Below are 24,612 nucleotides of genomic sequence, written 5' to 3'. Positions count from 1 at the left end.
GGGTAGTGCGACTGATCAGTCGCCGGCAACCGGAGACAGCGCGCCGAGGAACGACTGCGCCCAGCGGTGCACGTCATGGTCGAGCACCTGGCGGTGCAGCCGCGACATGCGGCGCCGTCCCTGCTCCCGGTCCGGGTCGAGGGCGGCCATGATCGTGTTCTTCACTCCGTCGAGGTCGTGCGGGTTCACCAGGTAGGCGCCCCGGAGTTCGGCGGCGGCACCGGCGAACTCGCTGAGCACCAGCGCCCCACCCAGATCCGCTCGACAGGCGACGTACTCCTTCGCGACGAGGTTCATCCCGTCACGCATCGGGGTGACCAGCATGACGTCGGCGGCCAGGAACAGCGCGATCAGCTCGCTGCGATCGACCGGCTGATAGAGGTAGTGCACGACCGGCCGGCCGATCTGACCGTGATCACCGTTGATGTGGCTGACCTGCTCCTCGATGGAACTGCGCATCTTCATGTAGTGCTCGACGCGTTCACGGCTCGGGGTGGCGAGCTGCACCATCACGGTGTCGGACGGATCGAGCCGGCCCTCGTCGAGCAGTTCACCGAGCGCCGAGAGCCGCAGGTCGATGCCCTTCGTGTAGTCGAGTCGGTCGACTCCGAGGAGGATCTTGCGGGGGTTCCCGAGCTCGCGGCGGATCTCGGCGGCCCGTTCGACGATGGCGGGATCGGTGGCCTGTTCGACCAGTTGCCGCGAGTCGACGGAAATGGGGAACGCTCCGACCTGCACGACCCGGTCGTCGAGTGTCACCCGACCGAGTGCGCTGCGCACGCCGACGCCTGCGGTGGTGGTGTCGAGTCCCAGCAGCCTGCGCGCCAGGAACAGGAAATTGTTGGCGCCGCCGGGCAGGTGGAAGCCGATGAGATCGGCGCCGAGCAGCCCCTCCACGATCTCCTTGCGCCACGGCAACTGCATGAACAGTTCGACGGGCGGGAAGGGGATGTGGAGGAAGAACCCGATGGTCAGGTCGGGGCGCATCTCCCGCAGCAGACGGGGCACCAGCTGCAGCTGGTAGTCCTGCACCCACACGGTTGCGCCCTCAGCCGCGGTGCGCGCGGTCTCCTCGGCGAAGTGGCGATTCACGTCCAGATACGAGTGCCACCAATCCCGGTCGAAGACCGGCGCCACCAGCACGTCGTGGTACAGCGGCCACAGCGTCGCGTTCGAGAATCCTTCGTAGTACAACGAGACCTCGGCCGAGCTCAGCTCCACCGGGTACAGGTCGATCCCGCCGGAGACGATCGGTTCGACCTTCGTGTCGGGCACACCGGGCCAGCCCACCCAGGAACCGCGTTCCCGGTCGTGAAGGATCGGTTCCAGGGCTGTGACGAGGCCTCCCGGGCTCCGCTTCCAGCGTGTCGTCCCGTCGTCGAGTGTCTCCATGTCCACGGGCAGTCGGTTGGCGACCACCACGAAGTCGGACGTGCCGTACGGAGCAGTGTCTTTCACGCCGAGCGCCCACCCTGGTGAATTGCCTCGGTGACCAGCCGGAAGGCGTCCTCGAGGTCGGCGCCGAAGGGGATCTGTGCAGCCATGTGCATTGCCGTCAACGGCCTGCGAAGAGCGGTGTTGCCGGTCACCGCCCACGGCACGGCGAGCCTGCGGGCGCGACCGGCCATGATGTCGAGTATCGGTAGGGCAGACGCGCAGAAGAACTGCACGTCCGTAAGGTCGAGCACGAACGGAAGTCGTTCGTTGATCGCCTCGTCGAGGTGGTTCCCGAAGGTGTGGAGGGTGGTGACGTCGATGTCACCGGATATCCGGACGACGAGAATTCCGCCGGCACCGGGCGCACTGACGACGGAGAGCCTCCCGTGCTCGGGCTCGACGGCCCAGCTGAACAGCGTCGAATTGTCGGCAGGGTCGGAGCGTGTCGGCAGCGCACTGAGAACAGATTTCATGTCGTTTCCTCACGATCGAGCGACGTAGGAGACAGGCACGAAATAAGGCGCGTGAACCGTGCCCGTCCATTGCGGCTGGGGGCTCAACCGTGCAGGACTCTGACGTTACCCCATGGTGTCAATTACGGGGACGCGTTTCTCACCCCACCATCACCGCCGATGTCGCGCCGTTCGCGTTTTCGGTAGTCCCACTGCACTTCTCGACGGCGCGTCCGGCGGCACAGCGGGAGCCCGGCGTAGCTTTTCCGCGGAGTGGGTAACCGGTACGGATGGAAATCATCGCCATCGTGATCCTTGTCGGCGTCGTGACGTTCGTGATCGCGCGCCGCCGTGCGCAGAGTCGGAAGCAGAACTGATGCGGAACAGTCCTACGGGCGACGCCGCTTCTTGTGCGAACTGTCGCAGAAGGGAGCGATGCTCGTCCGCCCACACCGGCACAGCGCCACGGTGGCCCGGCCGCCGCCGAGCGGGTTACCGTCGGTGTCGAGGATCCGCGCAGCACCCCGCACCAGGAGTGGACCATCAGGGCAGACGGTGATCGTGACGTCGGACTCGTCGGCCACGGCAGATTCGTCGGCCCCGGGAATGGGAATGGAGTTCATATGACTACTTTGCACTCTCGGTCGACGTCGGACACGGTGGCGCAATCGGGAACGTCCATGCCCTTCCCGAAGCCGCGCGGTCCCGTCAGCGATCTCCTGTTCTCCATTCTGCGCGCCGACGGCGCCGATGCCGAACCGTTCGTGGCGGCGGCACGCTCCCTCGCCTCGTCGGCGCGCGACAGTCCCCGGGCCTTCCTCGTCGACGAGGACGCGCAGATCTGCCTGACCGCGCTCTACGAACTGCACCTGCAGGGGATCACCGGTGTCGGTGACGAGTGGGAGTGGAACAGCGACCTGATCGCCGCCCGATCGGCGCTCGAGGTCCCGTTCGACGCCGCGATCCGTGACGTCGCCGACGCGCCGACCGGCGCCGACGACGTGGTGACAGCGCTGTGGGCGATGACCGCCCCCAGCACGGCGCCGGGGCTGTCCGGTCACATGGCCCACGACGCGGATCTCACCCAGTTCCGGGAGTTGCTGATCCACCGTTCGCTGAACCAGTTGCGTGAGGCCGACGTGCACACGCTCGGCATTCCGCGGCTCGCGGGCGCACCGAAAGCGGCGCTGGTGGAGGTGCAGTCCGACGAATACGGCGGCGGCAGGCCCGAGAGGATGCACTCGGCGCTGTTCGCCACCACGATGCGCGAGCTCGGGCTGTCCGGCGACTACGCGCACTACATCGACGCGGTGCCCGCCGTGACGCTGGCGTCCCTCAACGCGCTGTCCCTGTTCGGCCTGCACCGCGGTCGTCTCGGGGCCCTGGTGGGGCACCTGTGCGCGGTGGAGACCACGTCCGCACTGCCGAGCAAGAAGTACGCCGCCGGACTGCGCCGCCTCGGATTCGGGAAGGCGGCCACCCTGTTCTTCGACGAGCACGTGGAGGCCGACTCCGTGCACGAACAGATCGTCTGCCGCGACCTCGCCGGCGGGCTGGTCGCGGCCCGGCCCGCAGTAGCCGACGACATCCTGCTGGGGGCCGCGGCCTGCCTGGCCTTCGACGACCTCGTCGGCGATCACGTCACCCGGTGCTGGGCGGAGAACCGCACGTCCCTGCGGCAGCCGCCCGGTTAGGGTCAGGTGCCGGACGCGGCGACCGCGTGCTCGAGGTCGCTGAGCGACGTCTCCAGGTGCGTGATAATCCGCTGAAGATGGGGGACGGCGTGCCGATCGCCTACGACGCCGACGTCGAGTTGACCGGACCGGCTGGTGAGGGTGATGCTGAGCGCCTGACCCCCGAGGACCGTCGGCGCCGGATAGACCGCGTCGAGGCGGGCGCCGTTCCAGTACCGCGGCCTCGACGGGCCCGGCATGTACGAGATCATCACGTTGAACGGCGGGGGAGTGTCGTCGACGAACCGGCGGACCGGCTCGAGCAGGATCGGGCTGATCGCCAGCGCGCTCATCAGCTGGAACTGGGTGTGGCTCAGCGCGCCGAACACACGGTTGGTGTGCTCGACCGATTCGCTGATGCGAGCCAGGCGTGCCGCCGGATCCGCTTCGTCGGTGGCGAGGCCGACGACCATCGCGCCGACGCCGTGATCGCGGCCGCGCGGACCGATCATCGTGCCGCCGAGGTCGAGGGGCACGGGCAGCATCGCCGTCAGCGGCGCGTCCGGCAGCGCGTACTGCTCGAGGAGATACTGGCGCAGCGCCCCCGAACACATCGCGAGCACCACCGCGTTGATCGTGGTGCGGGCCGCGGTGGCCACCGACACCAGGCGCCGGATCGGCCACGACCGTGCCGCCAGTTTCCGGGCCCGGCCGACCGGAACGTTGAGCATCGTGGGCGGTGACTGCAGGGGGAGGGTCAGATGTTGCTCGCGGACGCCGTCGTACGCGACCTTCGCGAGCGCAGGCAACACCCCGACGATGCTGGTGGCGGCCCGCACGCCGGCCCGGACCATGGCCACCGGCAGCACGGATTCCCGCCGCGGCGTGCCGGCGACCCCGGGCGTCCACGGTGCGGGGCAGTCGCGGGCGTCGGGGTCGGTCGACAGGGCGTGATGGAGAAGTCGCAGCCCGGCCGGTCCGTCCATCAGCGACAGGTGAATCTTCGAGAACACGGCCGTCCGTCCGTCGGCGAGCCCCTCGATGACGTGCATCTCCCACATCGGGTGCTGCGGGTCGAGCGGCATGCCGTGCATCTGGGACACCAGCGACAGCAGATCCTCCATGCGGCCCCGGCCCGGGACCGCCGTGTGCCGGACGTGGTAGCCGAGATCGATGCGGTCGTCGAACGACCACCAGGGATAACTGGCGCCCCGGAGCGGGCGTACGGCGCGCCGGCGGAACGTGTCCGACGCGTCCTCGTGCGAGATCAACGCCTCGAACATGGCCCGGGCATGATCGGGCCCCGACTCGCGCGGTGGTTCGAACAGTTCGAGCGCACCCACGTGCATGGGATGCGACGGCGTCTCGAACAGCACGAACATCGCCTCGGTGGGACTCATCACCGACATTCAGCGCCTCTTTCTCCATGCTCGGGACACGGCCCGAGCATGCCCCGGCGCATCCCACGTCTCCAGGGTAAGCAGAACATGGAAACTTCTTCCGCACGGCCGTTTTCGTGCCCCGCCTGCTCAGCCGCGGTCGAGCTGCGGAAACACCGTCTCGCGGGCGAGAAGCAGAACGGCGGCGGCGACGGGTATCGCGAGCAGCGCCCCGACGATCCCCAGCAGTGCGCCGCCGATGAGGACGGCGACGACGGTGACCATCGGGGGCACCTTGACGGTTCGGCCGATGATGCGGGGAACGAGAAGGTAGTCCTCGAACAGGCGGAGGGCGATGAAGTAGACGATGGTGGCCAGTGACACCGGCAGGGACACGGTGAGGGCGACCAGCGCCACCACGACACCGGCGAGGGTGGATCCGACCACCGGAATCAGATCCAGCACGGCGACCAGGACGGCCAGCAGCAACGGGTAGGGGACGTCGAAGGCGACCAGCCACACGAACGTGAGGACGGCGGTGATCAACGAGATCAGGAGGTTCCCGAGCACGTATCCGCCGACCTTCGCGAAGATTTCGTCGCCGATCAGAATCGTGCGTGGACGCCGCGAGTTCGGGGCCAGGCGGTAGATCGACGACCGGATGTGCGCGAAGTCGGCCAGGAAATAGGCGGTGAGCACGACCACGATCACGGTGCCGCTGATGGCGCTGAACACGAACTTGCCCGCACCCACGATCCCGCCGACGACGATCGGTACGTTGCCCGCATCGAGTGCCCGGCGCAGTTCGTCCTGCAGATGGAAGCGGGTGCTGAGTTCCCCCAGCACCGGGTAGTTCTGCTCGAGGTGCCCCAGGTAGTCCGGGGCGTTGTGCACGAGGGCGCCGCCCTGCGTCACCATCGGCGGGATCGCCGCGGCCAGGAACCCGGCCAGCACGGCGAAAGAGAGGACGAAAACCGTTGCGACCGCCGCCCATCGGGGAAATCCGTGCCGCACCAACCAGGACACGGCGGGTTCGAGGCCGATCGCGAGGAATGCGGCGACGGCGATCAGGACCAGCACCCCGCGGGCCGCGAGAACGACCTCGATCAGGGCGTACGTGACGGCGACACCGGCGGCTCCGGCCACCCCGATGAAGAACGGGGACCGGCGATCGAACCGCGGTCCGGGCTTCCCGAGCGGATGCGCCGCCGTGCTGATGCGCGCCGCGCCCTCCTCCGCGGCGATGATCGGCTGCTCCTGCGCGGGGGAATGCGGTTGGGCCACGCTGTCGTCGTGGCCCCCGGCGGCCGTGGTCACGGCCGGCGGACGACTCTGTCCCGCCGTCCGCTGCCGGTAGCGTCCCGCCCGATGCGAGGACACCGATCCGCGGCGATCGATGTGCCGGGACCGGTTGTCGGCGCAACCGGTGATGCGGGTGTCGAGCGGCAGTAGTCGTCGATCAACTCCACCGCGCGTTCCGCGCACACGGCGGGTGACGGCATCCGCCCGATACCGAGGCCGGCGATCACGATGACGCTGCGGCGGCCCAATCCTTCGACGCCGAGCGACCAGCCGAAGGTCCGGTTCCACGCCAGCACCGCGTTGCGTCCCGGCAGATAATGCAACCGGAGCGGCAGAACGAGGACGACTTCGATGCCGTCGCTGTCCCACCAGTCGATGGAGTCGGCGTGAACGCTCCTGGCAACCGTGTGGATGTAGTCCCGAACGGTGCGGGTGTCGGCAATGCCTGTTCCGCTCTTCATCGTCCACCGCCTCAGCTGTTTGACGATCGACATACCCGGCCCCGCGACAGTTGAAACTTCACCCACCGAGGTGTGCGTGCTCGAGGGGCGCGACGCGCCCGCCTCCGGGTAGCCTCGCCGCATGCCTTACGTGGAGCGCTCGGGAGATGTGTTCGTCCTGTACTTCGGTGAGGAGGGGGAACCGGACAGCGAGAACGCCTTCCACCCGGATTGGATCGACAAAGTCGAGGGCCTCCTCGATCAGGTCGAGCAACACGACGGTCCCGCCGCACTGGTGACGACAGGGCTCGGAAAGTTCTACTCCACCGGTCTCGACACCGCCTGGGTCGTCGCCAACACCGACAAGCTGAACTCCTACATCGACCGTGTGCAGGCCCTGTTCGCGCGGATCCTCACCTTCCCCCTGCCGACCGTGGCCGCGCTGACCGGGCACACCTTCGGCGGCGGCGCAATCCTCGCGGCGGCCCACGATCACCGGGTGATGCGTGAGGACCGCGGCTACTTCTGCCTGCCGGGCATCACCATCGGGGCGAGTTACGCGCCGGGCAGCATTGCGCTGCTCGCGGCCCGCCTGCCCGCGCGGGCCGTGCACACCGCCCTGGTGACCGGCCGTCGGTACGGTGGCGTCGCGGCGAGAGAACTCGGGTTCGTCGACGAGGTCGCCCCCGAGCAGCACGTGCTCACCAGGGCGGTCGAACATGCGCAGGGCCTCGTCGCGACCCGAGGACGCACACTGGGTGAGATCAAGTCCTCGCTCTACGCGGACGCCGTCGCCTCGCTCCGCACCCCGGTGGCGAACCTCGAGACGCAGGAGGCGCTGAACGGCGGCTGACGAGTCACGGGGCACACCGAGGGGTGCAGGCCGTGAAAACGGGTACTACTCCCGCGAGGAGCGGGGCGTCGGGCATCCGTTCTCACCGTCATCCGGAGGCGACACCATGAAACGCGTTCTGACACTTGTCCTGCCGATCCTGCTGGCCGTCTTCGCGCTGGCCGCGTGCGGAAGCGACGGTGACGACTCGTCCGGTTCGGCGGAAACGGCGTACGGCGGGGACCATCCCATGTCCGGCATGCCGTCGATGTCCATGTCGATGCCGATGTCGATGCCTGCGGGGGCTCAGCGGGAGATCGTGATCTCCGATTTCACGTACACCCTGCCCGGCACGTTCGCGCCGGGAGAAGAGGTCACCGTCCGCAACGACGACACCGCCGAACACACCGTGACGGCGGACACCGGCGACCTGTTCGACGTGGAGGTTGAACCGGGTGCGACCGCGACGTTCACCGTCCCCGGTCAGCCGGGCACGTTCGCGTTCCACTGCACCTATCATCCGAACATGGTGGGCACGCTCGAGGTTCGGTGACCGCGTCAGTCGAGCGGCTCGATGCGGAAGACCTCGCACCGGTCCGCGGCGGCCGCGAACGCCTCCGGGGAGGAGTTCGCGACCGTCCCGGCCTTGAGAAACATGGTGACCCCATGCGGCACCCGGGTCGGGAACTCGCGGAGAATCCGGCCCCGCTCCGGCACCGGCAGCGCGACCAGTCGGACACGCTCGCGTCGCCGCCCCCGGGTCAGCTCACCACGCCCGGCGGCCCGGGCGTTCTTCGCCCAGTCCGATTCGGCGTATCCCGCGACGACGTAGCGCCGGCCGTCCACCTCGTACGGTGAGACGGGCGTCGACCGCAGCACGCCCGTCTTCCGGCCGGGGACGGTGAGCGCGGGCATCGGCATCGGAACGCCCAAGCGATGCAGACCCACGATCACCCTGTTGACGTGGGCGAGATACCAGGGCGGCAGCACTCTTCCGGTCCGGCGCACCATGTCCTCGACTATTCCGAACCCGGCGCTCTCGTGGCAACCACCTCGATCTCCACGAGCGCATCCCGATGCGGGAGTGCGCGCACGGCTATGCAGGATCGGGCGGGTTTGATGCCGGCGAAGGTTTCGGCGTAGACGGCATTGACGGCGGCGACATCCTCCATCGACGTGAGGAAGATCGTCGCTTTGACGACGTGCTCGAGGGAGCTGCCTGCCGCCGCGAGCACCGCGGCCACATTGGCGAAGACCTGACGCGTCTGGGCCCGGGGATCGTCCTTTCCGACGAGCACGCCCGATTCGGCGGTCAGGGGCAGCTGCCCACTGCAGAACACCAGGTCGCCGACCTGGATTCCCTGGTTGTAGAGATGCGCCGCGGACGGCGCGTGGGTGGTGGCAATGGCGGTGGTCACGTGCATCGGTCCTTACGTCAGGGTGCAGGGGTCGAGTTCGGTGGACGGCGCTGCGGGGTCCGGGTGCTCGCCGGTGAGCGCGACGGTGATGCCGGACAGGACCCGGTCGAGCAGGGCCTCCGAGGTGGCGAAGTTGATCCGGATGAACCGGTCACCGGCCTTCCCGAAGGGCGCACCGCCGTCGACGAGCACGTGCCCGGCGCGGCGGATGCGGTCGATCGGATCGTCCACCGGCAGGGCCGAGACGTTCACCCAGCTCAGATACGTGGCCTCGGGCAGGTGGTGCCGGGCCTCGGGCAGCGCCCGGGTCAGGACGTCGTAGACCCGTGCGCGATTGCGGTCGAGGACGCGGATGAGGGTGTCCTGCCACGCCTGCCCGTGCTGCCATGCGGCGAGGGATCCGACGACCCCGAGAACCGAGACCGCGCCGTAGAGGTCGGGGGGTTCGTTGTCCCGGACCGCCAGCAGGTCCGTGGGACCGTAATGCAGCACCGCGCAGCGCAGACCGGCGAGGTTGAAGGTCTTCCCGGCCGACGTGACCGTCACGGTCCGCGATGAGGCGTCCTCGCTGATGGACGCGAACGGGATGTGCCGGTGCGGTTGGTAGATCAGTTCGGCGTGGATCTCGTCGCTGATCACGAGCAGGCCGTACCGTTCAGCGAGTTCGGCGATGCGTTCGAGTTCGCCGCGCGTGTGCACTCGACCCGTCGGATTGTGCGGATTGACGAGGACGAGCACCTTGGGACGATTCCGTGCCAGGGTGCGCTCGAATTCGTCGAAGTCGAGCGCCCACCCGTTCTCGGTGTCGACGAAGGGGAATTCGACGGTGCGCCGCCCCATCGTTTCGATCGTCGCCAGGAACGGCGGGTAGTTCGGGGTCTGAATGACCACCGCATCCCCGGGGCGGGTGCCGAGATGCAGGATCAGCTGCAGCGCCTGGATCAGATCGGTCTGCTCCCGCACGTCGGCGGGGTCGACCTGCCAGCCGTAGCGGTCGGACATCCGCCGGGCGAACTCGGCACGCAAGGGAGTGCCGCCCAACCAGTTCGGGTACCCGAGGTCGCCGCGGTCGATGACGTCCTTTAGCGCGTCGCGGATCTCCGGGGCAACAGGAAAGTCCATGTCGGCGACCCACGACGGGAGTGCCCCGGCTTCGACCGCGCGCGCCCATTTCACCCCGGTGCGCCGGGACAGCGCACCGAGGTCGAGGTCGTCGAATCCCGGGAACAGGGGGTGGGGTGTCGTCGAGGTGGTCACAACGCTGCTTCCACTGGGACGGTCGACAGGGCGTCGCGGGAAACCTCGACCTGTCCGTGATGTTGGGAGAGTTCCTCGAGCACGTGGAGGAGGACCCCGTTCGGGGTCAGTTGGCGGCTCGGCCCCTCGTAGTCGGCGGGTGGGGTATTCGTCAGCGGCGCAGCGGGGTCGAAGCCGTCGAGGTCCTTCTGCAGGTTCGCCCGCAGGGCGGCGATCGTGCGGGTGAGGTCGGCGATGGTTCCCCGGGCGGTGAACTCGGCCTCTCGGTCACGGTTGCTCTCGCGGCCGCCGATCAGGTGCCCGATCCAGTAGTCGGCCACCTGGGTGCAGTGGTAGGTGATGGCCCAGGGGGAGTTCGCGCCGTCGAAGGGTGGTGCCTGATTGGCGCGCTCGTCGCCGAGTTCGCCGAGGACGGCGAGCATGCCGTCGAACGCGCGGTCGAGGAAGTACAGGTATTCGTCGGTGTTCACGGGATTCGCTTTCGTCGTGGTGGGAGTGTGCGGAAAGTCAGTGGATCTGTTCGAGGACAGCGTCTTTCGTCTCGGGCAGGCGGGTGAGCACGATCAGCGCGCCGATCGCGAACAGGACCGCGCTCGTGGAGAAGACCAGTCCGGTGCCGCCGAAGCCGAGCAGGAAGGGGACCGCGATGGGGCCGAAGACCGAACCCAGCCGGCCCAGGGCGGTGGCGGAGCCGACTCCCGCCCCGCGACTGCGGGTGGGGAACAGTTCCGGGGTGTAGGCGAAGATCGAGGAGAACATGCCGAAGAAGAAGAACTGCAGGAACGATCCGGCGAGGATCAGCTCGAACGTGCCCGAACTCTGGCCGTAGAAGAAGGCGGCGATGCCGGATCCGATGGTGTACCCGGCCAGGCAGTAACGCCGTCCGAGCCGCTCGATCAGGTACGCGGCCGACAGGAACCCGGGGATTCCCCACAGGGCCATGACGAGGACGAACCCGATGCTCTTGGCGACGTCGAGGCCGTTGTCGGTCAGGAGCTTGCCGATCCAGGTCGTCAGCCCGTAGTAGCCGGTCATCAGGCAAAACCACACTGCCCATACCGTCAGGGTGCGCGCTTTGTGTGCGGGAAGGAAGAGTGCCCGGAAGCCTCCCCGTCCGGTGTCCTCGCCGTGCGCGCCGCGCACGGGTTCGGGCTCGGGTAGTGGCCGGCCGGTCGCGTCGCGTACCGCGCTTTCGATGGAGGCCAGGGTGCGTTCCGCTGCGGCCGTGTGCCCCCGGGAGACCTGCCACCGGGGTGACTCCGGCAGGTTGCGCCGAATGATCAGCGCGACCACGGCCAGGGCGGCCTGCATGAGAAAGAATCCGCGCCAACCGAACGTGGAGGCGACCAGGAGGTAGGACACCGCGCCGGCCGTGATGAAGCCGATCGGCCAGGCACCCTCGAGCAGGGCAGCGTAGCGCCCGCGCTTCGACGAGGGCATGAATTCGGCGAGGATTGCCGCGGCCACCGGGAACTCCGCTCCCATGCCGACACCGAGCAGGAATCGGAAGGTGAGCAGGGATTCGAAGTTCCACGACAGGGCGAGTCCGATGCTCGCCAGGCCCCAGGCGATGATGCTGTACTTGAAGACCCGCTGGCGTCCGAATCGGTCGGCGATGGCACCGGCCCCGACGGCTCCGAAGAACATTCCGGCGAAGCTGGCGCTGCCGAGTACCCCTGTCTGTGCTGCGGTGAGCGAGAAGTGGTGGCTGATCGGTGACAGCAGGAAGGTCATGGCGCCCAGGTCGATCGAGTCGAAGAACCAGGCGGTGGCAATCACCAGGAAGAGGTTTCGCTGGACACGGCACCACGGCAGTCGTTCCATCCGGCCGGCGATCGTGGTGGTGGTCAGGGGAGGCGCGGTGGGCCCTCGTGTCGGTGCTGGGACGCGCGCATCGTCGTACATGGAATCCGGGCTCCTTTGGTGAGAACGCTGTGTGAATGAGTCCCGTCGCTGGCGCCGAGACGAATCACCCTCGGTAGCGTCACCACCCTAGGGGGTGACGGGGATCATGGAAGAAGTTTGAACTCGTTCGCGTCACCTGTCAAGATGGTGACGTGAACGAGTTCGTGTATGTGAGTGGACGGCATTGCCTGGATTTCGCCGGCACCATCCTGTGGCGCCGGACCCTGCGCACTGAGCTGCTCGAGAATCCGGACGATCTGCGCCGGTGGGTGGCCGGGGCGAACCTGTGCGACGAGATGGAACCGCCGTCCGCCGACAGCGTCCGCGACGCACGGCACCTCCGGGAGGCGATCTACAGCGCCGTCGGTGCGGCGCTGACCGGCAGCACCCACCGAGCGACGGAAGCCGAGGTCGGCCTCCTCAACACCGCCGCCGCGGGTCCGTTGCCCACCCTCACCCTCACCCGCGAGGGCGATACGACCAGCACCGGCACACCAGGCAACGCATTGAGCCTCCTCGCCCGGGATGCCATCGATCTGATCGGCTCCCCGGCGATGGCGAAGGTGAAGGAGTGCTCGAACCCGGACTGCACCCGGCTGTTCGTCGATCTCTCCCGCGGCTTCTCGCGCCGCTGGTGCGGAATGGCGGAGTGCGGCAACCGGATCAAGGCCGCAGACTACCGCCGCCGCAAGAAATTGCAGAGCATCGACTAGCGGCGATCAGGGCTGGCGGGTGCTTCGCTGTCTCGCCACCAGCAGAACACGAACAGCGCCAGCGACGCGACGAGTGTGGAGACCACCCACACCGTGAGGGCGATGTCGACCCACGACCCGATCGGCGGGCTTCCCGGCAGGATTCCGCGCAGTGGCACGACGGCGAACAGCATCGCGGCCATCCAGCCCAGCATGTCCGTGTTGACGGCGCGCTTGCGGCGGAACGTCTGCAGCGCGACGAAGGCGGCGAGGCCCGCCAGGATCGTCATCATCAGCAGCAGGATTCCGGCGTAGATCAGGTTCCCGCCCGTGCGCGCGAACATCAGCGCGGCACCGGTGCCGTTCCGGGAGAGGTCCGTGTCGACCGCCACCGCCTCGGCGCGCGCCTTCCACCCGTCGACCCGGCCGTCCAGCAGCAGGGCCGTGGGCACCAGTTCACGGTCGGCGCCGAGCCCCTGATACGCCTCCACCACCATCGGATTCACCTCGAACCGGTCGAACGGCCAGTAGGCCGCGTTGCCGGTGGCGATGAACTCGGTGTCGAAGGTCGTGGCCGAGGCGCCCGCCCGGAAGACGATCTCCTCGTGGCTGGTGCTCGGGATGAGCAGCAGCGTGATGTCCCGGTTCAGTGTGTCGCCGTTGGCGTGGAGGAAATCCTCACCGACGGTGATCGTCACCTCGGCCTGCACCCGGTCGGTCGTCGGCTGCAGCGACTTCGCCGTCACGAGGACCACGACCTCGTCGCTACCGATCTCGAACGGTCCGTCCTCGTCGCCGGTGCGGCTGCTCAACCCGTACACGGTGAGCGACGCGGCGTAGATCAGCGCGAGGAGAAGCGCCGGGACGGCCCACTGAAGGCGGTGATGTTTCGAGTTCATGGACGTCGGCGAATCACAGCGTGGCGGAGACGTTCTCGGGGTCGATCAGGATCTTCGCGTGCATCTCGGGGCTGCCGAGCGCGGTGAACGCGGATTGGACACCGGACAACCCGACCGTACCGGTGATCAGCGGCGCCGGATCGATCTTTCCGTCGGCGAGCATGTGGAGGGTGTCGCGGAATTCGCGGGGGTCGTAGGCGATGGCGAAGCGCAGGTCGATCTCCTTGTTGACCGCCAGTGCGGGCCGGAAGGTGTCGGTCTCCATGCAGACCCCGACCACGACGACACGTGACCGCAGCGGCGCCCCGGCCAGGATGCCGTCGATGACTCCGGGCATGCCGACACACTCGAAGACGACCGGCCCGGACGGTGTCGCGCCCACCGCGTCGGCGAGGGCGAAGGCGTGCCACCACGGCAGCTTCGGGATGCGGCGCAGCTTCTCCATGGTGTCCAGTCCGAGGGCGAGCACCTCCGTGATGGAGGTCGTCTCCCTGCGCCGCGGATAGGACGTCCAGGGCGACGCCGCGGCAGGGTCGACCACGACGTCGCCCCCGCAATGCCGGGCGAGTTCCCGCCGACGGGTGGAGAAGTCGGCGGCGACCACGGTGCGGACACCGGACGCCTTCAGCATGCTGATCACGGCGAGACCGATCGGGCCACATCCGATGACGATCGCGGTGCGGCCCTTGCCGACGTCACCCTTCCGCACCGCGTGCCACGCCACCGCCATCGGCTCGGTCAGTGCGGCCTTCTCCGCCGACAGCCCGTTCGGCACAGGCAGGGTCATCGACTCCTGCACCACCACCTGTTCCGCATAGCCGCCCGGCGCCGAGGCCGACAGCCCGGTCAGGTGGATGTCCGACCCGGTGCGGACGATGGGCAACGCAACCACCGCGGTACCCACCGGCCACCGCTTTCGGCAACCGGGACCGTAGTCGGCGACGGTGCCGCTGAACTCGTGCCCGAGCACGACTCGCTGGTGGGAACGCATGAAGTCGCGGTAGCCGGTCTCGGCCGCCAGTTCCGCCATCTCGTCGGCGTGTACGCGGGCGTGCAGGTCCGAGCCGCAGATCCCGCACCGGGACACGTCGATCAGCACCTGACCCCGGGCCGGGATCGGAGCCGGGATGTCACCCACCTCCAGGCGAGTCTCGGTGCAGATGACAGCCTTCATGCTGGGCTCCTCGGGTGCGGCGCGGTGGGCCTCCGCTCCGAACGTAGAACACTCCCGGCGCCGAGACACCACGATTGCCGAATGGCCGCCGCAGGGTTGTCCCGTCCCGGCGATGGGTGTAGACCGACAGCATGAGCGTCCTCGGTCAGATGGACTCGTTTCGCCGTGTCTTTCCCACCGCCCGCCGCAACCGCGCAGACCTGTTGCGCTGGTTGCGGCGCCGTCCGCAGCTACTCGCCGCCGTCGGGTTCCACGAGTTCGCGCTCGCGACCAGCGCCAGGGTCGACCCCCGCCTCAAGGCGCTCGGCGAGATCAAAGCGGCCGCGCTGACCAACTGCGAGTACTGCCTCGACATCGGATCGGCATTCAGCCGCGCTCTCGGAGTGAGTGACGCCCAGTTGCGCGCCCTCCCGACATTTCGTGAGAGCAGCGAATTCGACGACACCGAGAAGCTGGTGCTGGAGTTCGCCGAGGCCATCACCCGCACACCCGCCCACATCGGCGAGGACCTGCGACGCTCACTGCTCGCCGAGTTCTCCGAGGCGCAACTGACCGAACTCGCCGCGGCCATCGCCTGGGAGAACCACCGCGGACGTCTCAATCAGGCGCTCGGTGTCCGGCCCTCGGGGTTCTCCGACAGCGACTTCTGCGTCGTGCCCGAGCGGTAGCCGACGGAGTCTCCGAACTCGGTCCGATCGACGCCAGATAGTCAGCGGCAGCGGGAACGGGACAACCCGCCGAGCACGAAACCCAACCCGATGCCGAGCATCCACACGTCCTTCGCGACGGCGATGCCGTTCTCGTTCGGCCAGATGCTGCCGGGGTTACGCAGCGCGGGCGTCCTCGCGTACATGGCCACGAGGCCCCCGGAGAACCCGGTGAGCGCCGCCCCGGCCACAGCGGAGGGCACAAACGGTGCGAGTAGTGCTGCGCCCGTGCCGATCTCGGCGACCGAGAGCAACTTGATGAATCGTTCCGGCGGAATCGCGTTCAGGAACGGGAACGCTCCCGCCGCCATACCGTGAATCCCCTGGGCGGTCTGCTCGTCCGCCGACCATTTCTGGATCCCCGTATGGAGGATGAAACCCCCCGTCGCGATGCGCGCGGGAAGGTCGCCGAGTGTGTTCACTCGCATGGTGGTCTCCTGTCGTCCGGGTCGAACCAGAGAACTGTTCCCCTCCTCAGCCTCCCACTCGATCGACGGCCGGGAGCGGTTTCGACGAAGCAGGGGCGCCTGCTGATCGTCGCCGCGCCCCTCGCGGAGCCGCGGCGACGACGGTGCGTGACCGGCGGCTCAGTGGGCGAGGACGACGGCCCCGTCCGTGTCGGCGGCGGCCGCTGACCCCGAACCGGGTGCGCTCAGCTGCGAAATCCGGCGGGGCAACGCGAAGGCCACGATCGCGCCCAGTAGTGCGGAGATCGCGCCGATCACGAACGCGATCGTGATGCCGGTGTCCGTGTAGAAGACCGCCCCCTGCATGACGGTCGCGATGTGCGAGTTCAACACCGAGAAGGCGATCACCGGAAGGATGGCGGGCAGGATGCTCTGGAACACCGCCACCATGCTCGCCGTCGTCGCCTGCAATTGCGGCGGCACCACGGCGATGAGCAGGTTCGGGATGGAGGCGTACCCCATGCCCATTCCCACGCCGAGGAGTGCGGCGAATCCGATCAGGAGTGCCTTGTCGTCGTGGATCATCGCCGTGAGCAGGCAGGCGGCGGCCATCACGAGCATTCCCACGACCATCAGGACCCGGGGGCGGACGTTCCGGGGAACCAGGGTTCCGACGATGAGTCCGCCGATTACCACGGCGCCACCCAACGGTGCCTGGAAGATCGCGAATCCCTCTGCGCTGATGCCGAATCCGTAACCGAGACCCAGGATCGCCGGGGTCATGCACATCATCGGGAGCATGATCGTGAACACCGAGGACGTGCCGTAGCAGAAGCCCGCGCCGAGCGCCGTCAGGAACACCGGCCGCTTACCGAAGAACCGGATGTCGATCAGCGGGTCCGCGAGCAGGCGTGCGGACACGATCCACGCCACCAGCAGGGCCACACCGCCGGCGATGAATCCGATCGTCGACCCCGACGTCCAGCCCCACGAGGGCCCGAAGCTCACCCCGACGAGGATGCCGGCGAGTCCGGCGCCGAGGAGCGCCGCACCGATCAGGTCGATGCGGGAGCGAAGGCGCACGGGCGACTCCCCGGTCGTCGCCCGGATCAGGACGCTGAGGATCACCAGGCCGGCCACGAAGAACCAGAAGATGCTCCGGAAGCCGAAATTGTCGATCAACCAGCCGGTGAAGAACGGCGCGGGGATTGCGATGAGTCCCATGCCGCTCGTGGCGATGCTGACCGCCAACGCCACCGTCCGGGCGGGGAAGACGTCACGGATGAGCGAGTAGCTCAGGAACAGGCAGGGCACGAGCAGACCGGTGAGTGCGCGGCCGGCGATCAGCACTGCGTACGTCGGTGCTATCGCCGAGATCAGCGACCCGAGCGCCGACAGGCCCACGGCCGTCAGCAGGAGCTTGCGCTTGCCGTGCGTGTCGGCGAGCTTGCCGATCAGCGGGCAGGTGATCGCTCCCACCAGCAGGAACGACGTGAGCAACCACGCGCCCTGGGTCGTCCCGTAGTGGGTGACGATCTGCGGCAATGCGATCGAGATCATCATGTAGCTGACCGCGAGCATCTCCAGAAGCAACACGATCGAGGCGAGCGAGAAGATCAGGCGGGGCGTCCATCGCTCGGTGGTCGCATGGGTGACCATCATCGGGTCCTTTCGAATACCTGCCCGGGACTCGGGGCGGTGCTGCGGCACAGCGGCGGCCCGAGCCGGGCGGTAGGGGTGGGTGGTCACATTCGGTGGTCGAAGTCTCGTGAATGTGTAATTGACATCACAGTTCTCGGGGATGCGGCACGCCATGCGGCGTTCCGCCCAGCGGGAAACCGACCGGAGTGCGTGTTCGCCGGTTGACGCGAATCGGTGATTCCCGGTCCCCACTCGAGCGAGGATCGACTCATGGCCGAAACACAGCGCGAGAAGGAGTTCCACCGGCTGAGAACGCCACGCTCGGCGGCCGTCGCGGGGATCGTCTTCGCCGTGCTGTTCGCAACCAGCCTCGTTCTGCTGCGGACCGCGCTGCCGGCGGACCCGTTCGACGAAACCCCCTGGGTGGGGAGCGGCGAGACGCGGATCAAGGCGGCCCTGCTGCTTGTTCCGTTCGCGGGGATCGCGTTCCTCTGGTTCATCGGCGTCATCCGCGACCGGCTCGGTGACCTCGAGGACCGATTCTTCGCGACGGTGTTCCTCGGCAGCGGATTGCTGTTTCTCGCGATGGGTTTCGTCTCGATGGGGGTGGCGGGCGGCGTACTCGCCATTGCCCGCCACTCGGGCAGCTCCGCGAACGAGATCGTCTACTTCGGCCGCGAGATCATGCTGCAGATCAACCACGTCTACGCGCTGCGTATGGCCGCGGTGTTCATGATCTCGCTGGGGACGATCTGGCTGCGGACCGGCCTGGTGCCGCGATGGCTCGTCGTGACCACGTATTTGCTGGCTCTGGCTCTGCTGGTGATCGTCGACTTCAGCCTGTGGACGACATTGGCATTCCCTGCGTGGGTGCTGCTGGTCAGCGTCTACATTCTGGTCACCGGACGCCGCGCGAGCGCGGTCGCCGACCGATCGCTCAGGTCCGCGCCGGCGTCGTGGAGACGAAGTCGTCGATGATCTCGACCACCGCGGCGGGATCCTCGAGGTGGGGATAGTGCCCGACCCCGTCGAGGACGGCGAGCCGGCTCCCGGGAATCGCCTCGTGCGCCGCATATCCGTGCGCGACCGGGATGATGCCGTCCGAATCGCCCCAGATCAGTTGCGTCGGGAGACCCTCGTTCAGGTACAGGCGGCTCAGCGCGCTCACCGCCTGCCCCCGATGGTCGACGACTGCGCGGAGCGTCCGCAGAAACGCCTGCCGGGTGGCCGAATCGGACAGTGACGAGTAGGCGTTCCACATCTCGTCGCCGCGTACCGAGTGGATCCCGACCGCCGAAAGCCAGCCACGGACCTTGTTGCCGGCGTCACGAACCACCGGGGGCGCCACCAACGGCAGGAGAAACTCGGACCCCGGCGCCGCCAGCAACCGCAGGGTCCAGTTCACGTCCGGTCCCAGTCCGCCGCTGCCGATGAGGACCAGTCGGTCACACAGCTCGGGATGCTGGTAGCTGAACTGCATCGCCACCCCGCCGCCGAGGGATTGACCGATCACGGTCACGCGTTCGATGTCCAATTCGTGCAGGAGGTCGCGCAGCCAGGCGGCGAACGCGCCCAGCGAGTAGTCGCCGCGAGGCTTCGCGGAATCACCGTGGCCGGGCAGGTCCGGCGCCAGGACCCGGTACCGCTGCGCCAACTGCGGAAGAATCGCACGCCACGTCGCAGAACTTCCCGCCATCCCGTGGACGAGCAGCAGTGCCTCGCCCTCACCGCCCATCCGGTATGCAACTGCGTCCCCGTGCAGTGCGAGGTGCTGGAGTTGGGACATACAACGACCTCCCGATCGGGTGATGCTGCGGCCTCTTCGGTAACGATAGGGGAGTTTCGCTCGATATCGTCATCAACTGCGGCGTGGGAACTTGATCTCAGCCCCCGGTTGATCTAGCTGGCACCCCAACGCAAGGCTCGAAAAACAGGAGGAACCCGCATGAACTCTGTGTCGAGCCCGGCCATCGCTCGTCCGCGTGTTCTGCTGATCGACGCCGACGTCGAGACATCTCTCGTCGACCGCCTCCGGGATGGGGGATTCTTCGTCACGAGGACGTACGCGGAACCGGTGCGATCGCGGATCGAACCTCCCGACGTGGTCATCGTCGACGCGCGATCGCCGCACCTCGACGCCGACACAACGGTGCGGGCGTTGAAAGCGATGCGATTCGCGCTCGCCATCGTGGTGATCGGCACCTTCCGTTCCGGCAACCGCCGCAGTGACCTCCTCGAGGCCGGCGCCGACGACGTGATGGAGATGCCGGTCGGGGCGGACGAACTCGTCGCACGGCTCCGCGCGATCCTCCGCCGGGTGAAGCCCGACGTGTCCGCACAGGCACCTGCCGGCGCGCAGGACGTCTGCCTGTGCGAGGAGCCTCACGAACCCGACCACGACGGGCTGCGCACCACCCTGACCAGGACGGAATTCGTCCTCTTCACCGTGCTCGCGCAGAATGTCGGCCGAGTCGTCACCCGCCGCGACCTCATGCTCATGGTGTGGGGTGTGACGGTCGAATCGAAGACGAACGTCCTCAATGCCTATGTCTGCTCGCTGCGGCGGAAGCTGGTGGCCGTCGGATCGCCGTACGTCGTCCACACCGTGCGCGGCGTGGGATTCGCGCTCGGCGAGGTCGAACGTCCGGGGAGCATCGACTCCGTCCGTCAGGTGCCTGTCGCCGCCTCGTGACACGGACCCGGCTGCGCGAAGAATTCGAGCGCCCGTTCGAGCACGACATCCGGCGTCTCGTCGACGAGGAAGTGTGAGGCGCCGTCGACGAACTCGACACCGAAGTCGGCGGTGTGCTCCTCGAATCCGCCGAGGAACTCCGGGCGCACGATGGGGTCTTCGGCGCCGATGAGCGCCCGGGTGGGGGTGCTGAGCCGGCAGTGCCTGTACGTGCCGGTCATGATCCGCGCGGCCTCGCGCATGATGAAGCAGCGGTAGAGAGCGGACGCCGCGTCGGCGCGGGCCGGTTCGCGCAGCCGTTCGGCGAACAGTTCGATGTCCCGCTCCGACCAGGCGTTCGGGTTCGTGGTGAAACCCCGCAGCAGGTGGTAGGTCAGCCGTTGATGTCCCCGGCCGAGCAGGCGTGGACCGAAGAACGGTGCGGCGATCACGGGTTGGAACCAGCCGTGCCGGGCGATCGTCAGCAGCAGCCGTGGGTCGAACCGCACGAACGGGTGAGGGACACCGAGGCTCACGTACTTCCGGACACGGTGGGGCGCGCTCAGGCACAGCTCGTATCCGAGCAGTGCGCCCCAGTCGTGCGCGATCAGGCAGACCCGGTCGAGTTCGAGCGCGTCCAGGAGCGCCATGACGTCGGCGAGCAACTGCTCGCGGTCGTATCCGGTGGGCGGGGCGTCGGTCCAGCCGGCGCCGCGAAGATCCGGGCAGATCACCCGGTAGTGCGCGGCCAGCCCCGGGAGTATCCCGCGCCACTCCCACCAGTGCTGGGGGAAGCCGTGGAGCAGCACCACCGGTTCGCCGTGACCGGCCTCGGCCACGTGCATGCGCAGGCCGGGGAGTCGGAGGTAGCGGTGCCGGACACCGTCCAATGCAGGAAAGGTGTTGTCCGGCTCGCCGTTCGGGCCGGAAAGTCTGTCGTTTTCGCGGGCCGCGTGTCTCATGACCTCACGTTACTACGATCATAGTGCCAAGTCACTATGTTTATAGTAGCGGTGTGACGCCAACGAGAACGAGAGCGCTCGACGCAGCGATCGACCTGGTCGGAACCGAGGGTCTGCGATCGCTCACCCACGCCCGGGTCGACGAACGCGCCGACCTCCCGAAGGGAACCACCTCCAACTACTTCCGTACCCGGGCGGCGCTGCTCACCGGCACCGTCGACGCGATCGTGGAACGCGAGATGTCCGAAGTCGGCGTGCTGGCACCGACATCCGCAGACGACCTCGTCGACGCGCTCTGCCGTCTGATCGACTACACGACCGTCACCAACCGAACCGTCACCGCCGCCCGGCTGGTCCTGTTCCTGGAGGCCAGCCACGACCCCGCTCTCCGGGAAGCGCTGGCGCGCGGACGCACAGCCATGGAGGCGTCGGCCGTCTCGGCATTCCACCGGCTGGGAGCACGGGATCCGCAGACCGCCGCCACCGCGGTCATGGCCTGCGCAGAGGGGATGATTCTGCATCGCATCGCCCGATGGGACACCACGGATCCGCGGCCGACGTTCACACTGGTGGTGCGGGCTGCGCTGAACTGACGTCCCGCGTTCGCCGCCGAGAGTCGCTACCGAGATCGGTCACCTCAGGTCGCGTCGGCGGAAGCCGATCAATCCGACTGTGACGAGTGCGGCCGCGATGACCGATTCCCACACGATCGGTGCCGGGTCGAACGCCCCACCAGGAAGTTTCGGAAGGTGACCGAATGGTTCCAGGTCGAGGACCCAGGCCGGGAGGCCGGCGAGGGAGCCGACCGTGAAGATCAGGATGAACGCTACATAGACGGCCCATGCGGCGGGCGCGAGGCGGGGCAGCAGTCCGAACAGTGCCACGGCTACTCCGGCCGCTATCCAGATCGCGGGAAGTTGAACCAGTGCGCCGGCGACCGTCGCGGGGAGCTTGTCCGAGATGTCCCCGACGGACGCGCCGTACGTCACTCCGACGGCGACCCCGGCGACGACGATGGCGACGGCTGGGCCGAGCACCGCGAACAGCAGGTGGCTCAGTGCCCACCGAACGCGGCCGACCGCGCCCGCGATCACCGGCTCGCCGCGTTGCGCGGTTTCCTCGTAATGGAGCCGGAGGGCGGCGGAAATCGCGTATGCCGACGCGGCGATGCCCAGCATGGTGAGCGCGAAGGCGACGAAGACGTCCTCCACGGTTGCGTTTCCGCCGAGGCGGGCAAGGAAGTCGTTGATCGTCCGGCTGTCGCCGAGTTGGTTGCCGAGTCCGTGGGCGGCACTGCCGAACAACAGTCCGTACAGGAGCAGGGCGACGGTCCACGCGAGCAGTGTCCCGCGGTGCATCCGCCACGCCAGACCGATGGGCCCCGCGAGAGCCGGCCCGGCGGTCTCGCCGCCGGGGCGTTCCGCGATGAGTCCGCCACCGACGTCGCGGCGGCGAAGCAGCACGTAGGCGCCGGCGGTCGACGCCGCGGTCGCTGCCACATGCAGCAGGAGAACCCACCACCGCTCCTCGGCGAACGGGCGCAGCTGCAACGACCAGCCCTGCGGCGACCACCACGACAATGCCCCGGAACCGGCATCACCGACGGCGCGGAGCGCAAAGAACACTCCGAGTGCGCCCAGCGCGACGCCGCGCGCCGTGCGGGCGGAGGTGGTCAACTGCGCGGCGACGGCGGCTACGCCGGTGAACACGAGACCGCTTGCGGCCAGGGCGGCTCCGTAGCCGATCGAGCCGGCCGGCGGCAGGTCGAACATGCTCAACACGACGGCGAATGCGGTTCCCGTCACGATCGACGCACCCGCGGCAACGACGATCGCGGCGGTCAGTCCGGAGTATCGGCCGACCGCGGTCGAATCGATCAGCTCGGCGCGACCGGATTCCTCCTCGGCCCGGGTGTGCCGGATCACGGTCAGGATCACCGCGACGGCGATCACGGTGTACAGCGCCCCGGCTTTCCAGATCGCCACCGCCCCGGGACTGGGGTTGAATATGGGTCCGTACATGGCGATCTGGGCGGGACTGGCGGCGGTCGCCGCCGCAAACTTCGCCAGATCGGTAGGCGTCGGGTAGACCGATTTGATGCTGCCGGCATAGGTGATCGGCATCAGTACGCCGATGATCACGGTCCACAACGGAAGCACGACCCTGTCGCGGCGCAGGCAGAGTCGAAGAAGGTGCAGTGTGCCGGCGAAGTCCGCAGTGAGACCCGCGCGCACCCCGGCAGCGTCGCGGGGGCCGGTCACGGACGCGGTGGTCATGTCCGCTCCTTCACCCTGCCGGCTGTCGGCTCGTCCGGGGCGCCACCCACCCGATAGTGCCGCAGGAACAACTCCTCCAACGTGGGCGGCGTGCTGACCAGGCTTCGGACGCCCGTGTCCCCGAGCACCCGGATCAGCTGGCCGAGACCTCCGCTGTCGACCTGACAATGCAGCGTGCTGCCGTTGATCACGATATCCGCGACGCCGGGGATGTGGTGCAGGTCGCCCGGGTCGCCGAGCAGTTCGGCGGTGATCGAAGTGCGGCTGAGGTGACGCATCGAGTCGACGGCGCCGCTGTCGACTGTCTTGCCTTCACGGATGATCGTCACCCGATGGCAGAGCGCCTCGACCTCGGAGAGGATGTGGCTCGACAACAGGATGGTGGCGCCGCGGTCGACCGCTTCGCGGGCGCACTCGCGGAAGACTTGCTCCATCAATGGGTCCAGACCGGAGGTGGGTTCGTCGAGGAGCAGAACCCTGGCGTGCGACGAGAGGGCCGACACCAGGGCTACCTTCTGCCGGTTACCTTTGGAGTAGCTCCGCGCCTTCTTGCGCGGATCCAGATCGAACCGATCGATGAGTTCTCCGCGGCGTTGTTCGTCGAGTCCGCCGCGCAATCGTGCCAGCAGGTCGATCGTTTCGCCACCGGACAAGGACGGCCACAGTGTGACGTCGCCGGGCACGTAGGCCACTTCACGGTGCAGCGCGACTGCATCGGACCACGGATCGCGACCGAGCATCCGGGCCTGACCCGACGTGGCACGCAGGATCCCGAGCAGTACACGGATGGTGGTGGATTTTCCGGAACCGTTCGGCCCGAGGAAGCCGTGGATCTCGCCGGTGTCGACTGTGAGATCCAACCCGTCCAGTGCGTGAACGTGACCGAAGTATTTGTGAAGACTGTGCACTTCTATGACGTGGTGCATGTCGGCTCCTGTCCTGCTCAACTGTCGCTGATCCACCGGCCGGTGTACTAGGGCCTTTCGTCCGCGTTCTTTCGTTGCCGCAACCACGCGCGACCGGTCGGGCGAGGTGGTGACCAATGACCCTGACGCGCCGATGGAGCCAGGACCCACACTGAGACTTCG

General features: G+C 67.9%; 27 protein-coding genes. 8 read left to right on the top strand and 19 right to left on the bottom strand.

The genetic code is table 11. The annotated features are described in order from the left end of the window. Positions 1 to 15: 15 nt before the first annotated feature. The 3 genes from HGB39_RS17435 to HGB39_RS17425 form a co-directional block, all read right to left on the bottom strand. On the bottom strand, positions 16 to 1,458 hold the full coding sequence (locus HGB39_RS17435; RefSeq protein WP_005570765.1) for an alpha,alpha-trehalose-phosphate synthase (UDP-forming): 1,443 nt from the start codon (positions 1,456 to 1,458) through the stop codon (positions 16 to 18). Next, positions 1,455 to 1,910, bottom strand: a complete 456-nt coding sequence (locus tag HGB39_RS17430) for an STAS domain-containing protein (RefSeq protein ID WP_005257205.1) — start codon at positions 1,908 to 1,910, stop codon at positions 1,455 to 1,457. Before HGB39_RS17430 ends, HGB39_RS17435 begins: the two co-directional genes overlap by 4 nt. Before the next feature lie 368 nt (positions 1,911 to 2,278). After that, positions 2,279 to 2,512, bottom strand: a complete 234-nt coding sequence (locus tag HGB39_RS17425) for a CDGSH iron-sulfur domain-containing protein (RefSeq protein WP_005570767.1) — start codon at positions 2,510 to 2,512, stop codon at positions 2,279 to 2,281. Here HGB39_RS17425 and HGB39_RS17420 point away from each other — a divergent pair, their 5' ends adjacent. After that, positions 2,513 to 3,583, top strand: a complete 1,071-nt coding sequence (locus HGB39_RS17420; RefSeq protein ID WP_064080119.1) for an iron-containing redox enzyme family protein — start codon at positions 2,513 to 2,515, stop codon at positions 3,581 to 3,583. It abuts the gene before it with no gap. A gap of 2 nt (positions 3,584 to 3,585) precedes the next feature. Here HGB39_RS17420 and HGB39_RS17415 read toward each other — a convergent pair whose 3' ends face one another. The 3 genes from HGB39_RS17415 to HGB39_RS39875 form a co-directional block, all read right to left on the bottom strand. Then, positions 3,586 to 4,971 (bottom strand): WS/DGAT/MGAT family O-acyltransferase, encoded by a 1,386-nt coding sequence (locus HGB39_RS17415; protein ID WP_005257202.1) that lies wholly within the window; start codon positions 4,969 to 4,971, stop codon positions 3,586 to 3,588. A gap of 120 nt (positions 4,972 to 5,091) precedes the next feature. Next, positions 5,092 to 6,258 (bottom strand): AI-2E family transporter, encoded by a 1,167-nt coding sequence (locus tag HGB39_RS17410; RefSeq protein ID WP_064080118.1) that lies wholly within the window; start codon positions 6,256 to 6,258, stop codon positions 5,092 to 5,094. After that, the gene (locus HGB39_RS39875) at positions 6,255 to 6,704 is read right to left on the bottom strand and encodes a DUF6292 family protein (protein ID WP_043787268.1); all 450 of its coding nucleotides are present in this window, start codon (positions 6,702 to 6,704) and stop codon (positions 6,255 to 6,257) included. The genes HGB39_RS17410 and HGB39_RS39875 overlap by 4 nt, the downstream gene beginning before the upstream one ends. Positions 6,705 to 6,825: 121 nt before the next feature. On the opposite strand from HGB39_RS39875, the gene HGB39_RS17400 reads away from it, so the two are divergent. Together HGB39_RS17400 and HGB39_RS17395 are read left to right on the top strand one after the other, a co-directional pair. After that, entirely contained in the window at positions 6,826 to 7,536 is a 711-nt protein-coding gene (locus HGB39_RS17400) for an enoyl-CoA hydratase/isomerase family protein (RefSeq protein ID WP_043787270.1), read from the top strand. A 106-nt stretch (positions 7,537 to 7,642) separates the two neighbouring features. Then, positions 7,643 to 8,068: a cupredoxin domain-containing protein gene (locus HGB39_RS17395; protein ID WP_005561443.1), complete on the top strand. Its 426-nt coding sequence runs from the start codon at positions 7,643 to 7,645 to the stop codon at positions 8,066 to 8,068. Positions 8,069 to 8,073: 5 nt separating this feature from the next. On the opposite strand, the gene HGB39_RS17390 is transcribed toward HGB39_RS17395, so the two are convergent. From HGB39_RS17390 to HGB39_RS17370, 5 genes are read right to left on the bottom strand one after another with little or no spacing between them, the layout of a single operon-like run. Continuing rightward, positions 8,074 to 8,526 (bottom strand): nitroreductase/quinone reductase family protein, encoded by a 453-nt coding sequence (locus tag HGB39_RS17390; RefSeq protein WP_005561445.1) that lies wholly within the window; start codon positions 8,524 to 8,526, stop codon positions 8,074 to 8,076. Between the two features lie 8 nt (positions 8,527 to 8,534). After that, positions 8,535 to 8,939, bottom strand: coding sequence for a Rid family detoxifying hydrolase (locus tag HGB39_RS17385; RefSeq protein WP_005561448.1), 405 nt, complete (start codon positions 8,937 to 8,939; stop codon positions 8,535 to 8,537). A gap of 6 nt (positions 8,940 to 8,945) precedes the next feature. Then, positions 8,946 to 10,190 carry a MalY/PatB family protein gene (locus HGB39_RS17380; protein WP_005561449.1) on the bottom strand — a complete coding sequence of 415 codons (1,245 nt, stop codon included), beginning with the start codon at positions 10,188 to 10,190 and terminating at the stop codon, positions 8,946 to 8,948. Further along, positions 10,187 to 10,660 carry a DinB family protein gene (locus HGB39_RS17375; RefSeq protein WP_005561451.1) on the bottom strand — a complete coding sequence of 158 codons (474 nt, stop codon included), beginning with the start codon at positions 10,658 to 10,660 and terminating at the stop codon, positions 10,187 to 10,189. The genes HGB39_RS17380 and HGB39_RS17375 overlap by 4 nt, the downstream gene beginning before the upstream one ends. Positions 10,661 to 10,697: 37 nt before the next feature. Further along, positions 10,698 to 12,095, bottom strand: coding sequence for an MFS transporter (locus HGB39_RS17370; protein ID WP_005561453.1), 1,398 nt, complete (start codon positions 12,093 to 12,095; stop codon positions 10,698 to 10,700). Between the two features lie 152 nt (positions 12,096 to 12,247). Between HGB39_RS17370 and HGB39_RS17365 the strand changes: the two genes are divergently transcribed. Then, a complete protein-coding gene (locus HGB39_RS17365; protein ID WP_005561455.1) occupies positions 12,248 to 12,808 on the top strand; it encodes a CGNR zinc finger domain-containing protein in 561 nt (186 codons plus the stop codon). Here the strand turns inward: HGB39_RS17365 and HGB39_RS17360 are convergent. Both HGB39_RS17360 and HGB39_RS17355 read right to left on the bottom strand, forming a co-directional pair. Further along, positions 12,805 to 13,686: a DUF8686 domain-containing protein gene (locus HGB39_RS17360; protein ID WP_005561457.1), complete on the bottom strand. Its 882-nt coding sequence runs from the start codon at positions 13,684 to 13,686 to the stop codon at positions 12,805 to 12,807. The two genes, HGB39_RS17365 and HGB39_RS17360, sit on opposite strands and share 4 nt — an antisense overlap. Before the next feature lie 13 nt (positions 13,687 to 13,699). Beyond that, on the bottom strand, positions 13,700 to 14,860 hold the full coding sequence (locus HGB39_RS17355; protein WP_005561459.1) for a zinc-binding dehydrogenase: 1,161 nt from the start codon (positions 14,858 to 14,860) through the stop codon (positions 13,700 to 13,702). Positions 14,861 to 14,991: 131 nt separating this feature from the next. Between HGB39_RS17355 and HGB39_RS17350 the strand changes: the two genes are divergently transcribed. Continuing rightward, positions 14,992 to 15,528: a carboxymuconolactone decarboxylase family protein gene (locus HGB39_RS17350; protein WP_005561461.1), complete on the top strand. Its 537-nt coding sequence runs from the start codon at positions 14,992 to 14,994 to the stop codon at positions 15,526 to 15,528. A gap of 41 nt (positions 15,529 to 15,569) precedes the next feature. Here HGB39_RS17350 and HGB39_RS17345 read toward each other — a convergent pair whose 3' ends face one another. Both HGB39_RS17345 and HGB39_RS17340 read right to left on the bottom strand, forming a co-directional pair. Further along, positions 15,570 to 15,995: a hypothetical protein gene (locus HGB39_RS17345; RefSeq protein WP_005561462.1), complete on the bottom strand. Its 426-nt coding sequence runs from the start codon at positions 15,993 to 15,995 to the stop codon at positions 15,570 to 15,572. A 159-nt stretch (positions 15,996 to 16,154) separates the two neighbouring features. Beyond that, positions 16,155 to 17,636, bottom strand: coding sequence for an MFS transporter (locus HGB39_RS17340; protein ID WP_005572902.1), 1,482 nt, complete (start codon positions 17,634 to 17,636; stop codon positions 16,155 to 16,157). Positions 17,637 to 17,885: 249 nt separating this feature from the next. Between HGB39_RS17340 and HGB39_RS17335 the strand changes: the two genes are divergently transcribed. After that, positions 17,886 to 18,593 carry a hypothetical protein gene (locus tag HGB39_RS17335; RefSeq protein WP_005572903.1) on the top strand — a complete coding sequence of 236 codons (708 nt, stop codon included), beginning with the start codon at positions 17,886 to 17,888 and terminating at the stop codon, positions 18,591 to 18,593. On the opposite strand, the gene HGB39_RS17330 is transcribed toward HGB39_RS17335, so the two are convergent. Next, positions 18,553 to 19,401 (bottom strand): alpha/beta fold hydrolase, encoded by an 849-nt coding sequence (locus HGB39_RS17330; protein WP_005572905.1) that lies wholly within the window; start codon positions 19,399 to 19,401, stop codon positions 18,553 to 18,555. The two genes, HGB39_RS17335 and HGB39_RS17330, sit on opposite strands and share 41 nt — an antisense overlap. 159 nt (positions 19,402 to 19,560) lie before the next feature. On the opposite strand from HGB39_RS17330, the gene HGB39_RS17325 reads away from it, so the two are divergent. Beyond that, complete coding sequence (locus HGB39_RS17325) at positions 19,561 to 20,307, top strand: response regulator transcription factor (RefSeq protein WP_005257175.1); 747 nt, start codon at positions 19,561 to 19,563, stop codon at positions 20,305 to 20,307. On the opposite strand, the gene HGB39_RS17320 is transcribed toward HGB39_RS17325, so the two are convergent. Continuing rightward, a complete protein-coding gene (locus HGB39_RS17320; RefSeq protein ID WP_005572907.1) occupies positions 20,283 to 21,248 on the bottom strand; it encodes an alpha/beta fold hydrolase in 966 nt (321 codons plus the stop codon). The genes HGB39_RS17325 and HGB39_RS17320 overlap by 25 nt on opposite strands. 53 nt (positions 21,249 to 21,301) lie before the next feature. Here HGB39_RS17320 and HGB39_RS17315 point away from each other — a divergent pair, with 53 nt between their 5' ends. After that, positions 21,302 to 21,841, top strand: coding sequence for a TetR/AcrR family transcriptional regulator (locus tag HGB39_RS17315; protein WP_005572908.1), 540 nt, complete (start codon positions 21,302 to 21,304; stop codon positions 21,839 to 21,841). A gap of 39 nt (positions 21,842 to 21,880) precedes the next feature. On the opposite strand, the gene HGB39_RS17310 is transcribed toward HGB39_RS17315, so the two are convergent. Both HGB39_RS17310 and HGB39_RS17305 read right to left on the bottom strand, forming a co-directional pair. Then, the gene (locus HGB39_RS17310; RefSeq protein WP_064080117.1) at positions 21,881 to 23,524 is read right to left on the bottom strand and encodes an ABC transporter permease; all 1,644 of its coding nucleotides are present in this window, start codon (positions 23,522 to 23,524) and stop codon (positions 21,881 to 21,883) included. Continuing rightward, positions 23,521 to 24,450, bottom strand: a complete 930-nt coding sequence (locus HGB39_RS17305; protein ID WP_005563458.1) for an ABC transporter ATP-binding protein — start codon at positions 24,448 to 24,450, stop codon at positions 23,521 to 23,523. The genes HGB39_RS17310 and HGB39_RS17305 overlap by 4 nt, the downstream gene beginning before the upstream one ends. Between the last annotated feature and the right edge of the window lie 162 nt (positions 24,451 to 24,612).

The sequence above is a fragment of the Rhodococcus opacus genome, from assembly GCF_012396235.1.
Taxonomy (GTDB): domain Bacteria; phylum Actinomycetota; class Actinomycetes; order Mycobacteriales; family Mycobacteriaceae; genus Rhodococcus_F; species Rhodococcus_F opacus.
Note: the sequence above shows the minus strand (reverse complement) of the source record. Positions and strands in the feature narration are given on the sequence as shown.

Excerpts from the sequence above, each read along its gene's own strand:
- HGB39_RS17430 (WP_005257205.1), bottom strand. The coding sequence starts at position 1,910 with ATGAAATCTGTTCTCAGTGCGCTGCCGACACGCTCCGACCCTGCCGAC.
- HGB39_RS17425 (WP_005570767.1), bottom strand. The coding sequence starts at position 2,512 with ATGAACTCCATTCCCATTCCCGGGGCCGACGAATCTGCCGTGGCCGAC.
- HGB39_RS17420 (WP_064080119.1), top strand. The coding sequence starts at position 2,513 with ATGACTACTTTGCACTCTCGGTCGACGTCGGACACGGTGGCGCAATCG.
- HGB39_RS17415 (WP_005257202.1), bottom strand. The coding sequence starts at position 4,971 with ATGTCGGTGATGAGTCCCACCGAGGCGATGTTCGTGCTGTTCGAGACG.
- HGB39_RS39875 (WP_043787268.1), bottom strand. The coding sequence starts at position 6,704 with ATGAAGAGCGGAACAGGCATTGCCGACACCCGCACCGTTCGGGACTAC.
- HGB39_RS17400 (WP_043787270.1), top strand. The coding sequence starts at position 6,826 with ATGCCTTACGTGGAGCGCTCGGGAGATGTGTTCGTCCTGTACTTCGGT.
- HGB39_RS17395 (WP_005561443.1), top strand. The coding sequence starts at position 7,643 with ATGAAACGCGTTCTGACACTTGTCCTGCCGATCCTGCTGGCCGTCTTC.
- HGB39_RS17390 (WP_005561445.1), bottom strand. The coding sequence starts at position 8,526 with ATGGTGCGCCGGACCGGAAGAGTGCTGCCGCCCTGGTATCTCGCCCAC.
- HGB39_RS17385 (WP_005561448.1), bottom strand. The coding sequence starts at position 8,939 with ATGCACGTGACCACCGCCATTGCCACCACCCACGCGCCGTCCGCGGCG.
- HGB39_RS17370 (WP_005561453.1), bottom strand. The coding sequence starts at position 12,095 with ATGTACGACGATGCGCGCGTCCCAGCACCGACACGAGGGCCCACCGCG.
- HGB39_RS17360 (WP_005561457.1), bottom strand. The coding sequence starts at position 13,686 with ATGAACTCGAAACATCACCGCCTTCAGTGGGCCGTCCCGGCGCTTCTC.
- HGB39_RS17355 (WP_005561459.1), bottom strand. The coding sequence starts at position 14,860 with ATGAAGGCTGTCATCTGCACCGAGACTCGCCTGGAGGTGGGTGACATC.
- HGB39_RS17350 (WP_005561461.1), top strand. The coding sequence starts at position 14,992 with ATGAGCGTCCTCGGTCAGATGGACTCGTTTCGCCGTGTCTTTCCCACC.
- HGB39_RS17345 (WP_005561462.1), bottom strand. The coding sequence starts at position 15,995 with ATGCGAGTGAACACACTCGGCGACCTTCCCGCGCGCATCGCGACGGGG.
- HGB39_RS17340 (WP_005572902.1), bottom strand. The coding sequence starts at position 17,636 with ATGATGGTCACCCATGCGACCACCGAGCGATGGACGCCCCGCCTGATC.
- HGB39_RS17335 (WP_005572903.1), top strand. The coding sequence starts at position 17,886 with ATGGCCGAAACACAGCGCGAGAAGGAGTTCCACCGGCTGAGAACGCCA.
- HGB39_RS17330 (WP_005572905.1), bottom strand. The coding sequence starts at position 19,401 with ATGTCCCAACTCCAGCACCTCGCACTGCACGGGGACGCAGTTGCATAC.
- HGB39_RS17325 (WP_005257175.1), top strand. The coding sequence starts at position 19,561 with ATGAACTCTGTGTCGAGCCCGGCCATCGCTCGTCCGCGTGTTCTGCTG.
- HGB39_RS17320 (WP_005572907.1), bottom strand. The coding sequence starts at position 21,248 with ATGAGACACGCGGCCCGCGAAAACGACAGACTTTCCGGCCCGAACGGC.
- HGB39_RS17310 (WP_064080117.1), bottom strand. The coding sequence starts at position 23,524 with ATGACCACCGCGTCCGTGACCGGCCCCCGCGACGCTGCCGGGGTGCGC.
- HGB39_RS17305 (WP_005563458.1), bottom strand. The coding sequence starts at position 24,450 with ATGCACCACGTCATAGAAGTGCACAGTCTTCACAAATACTTCGGTCAC.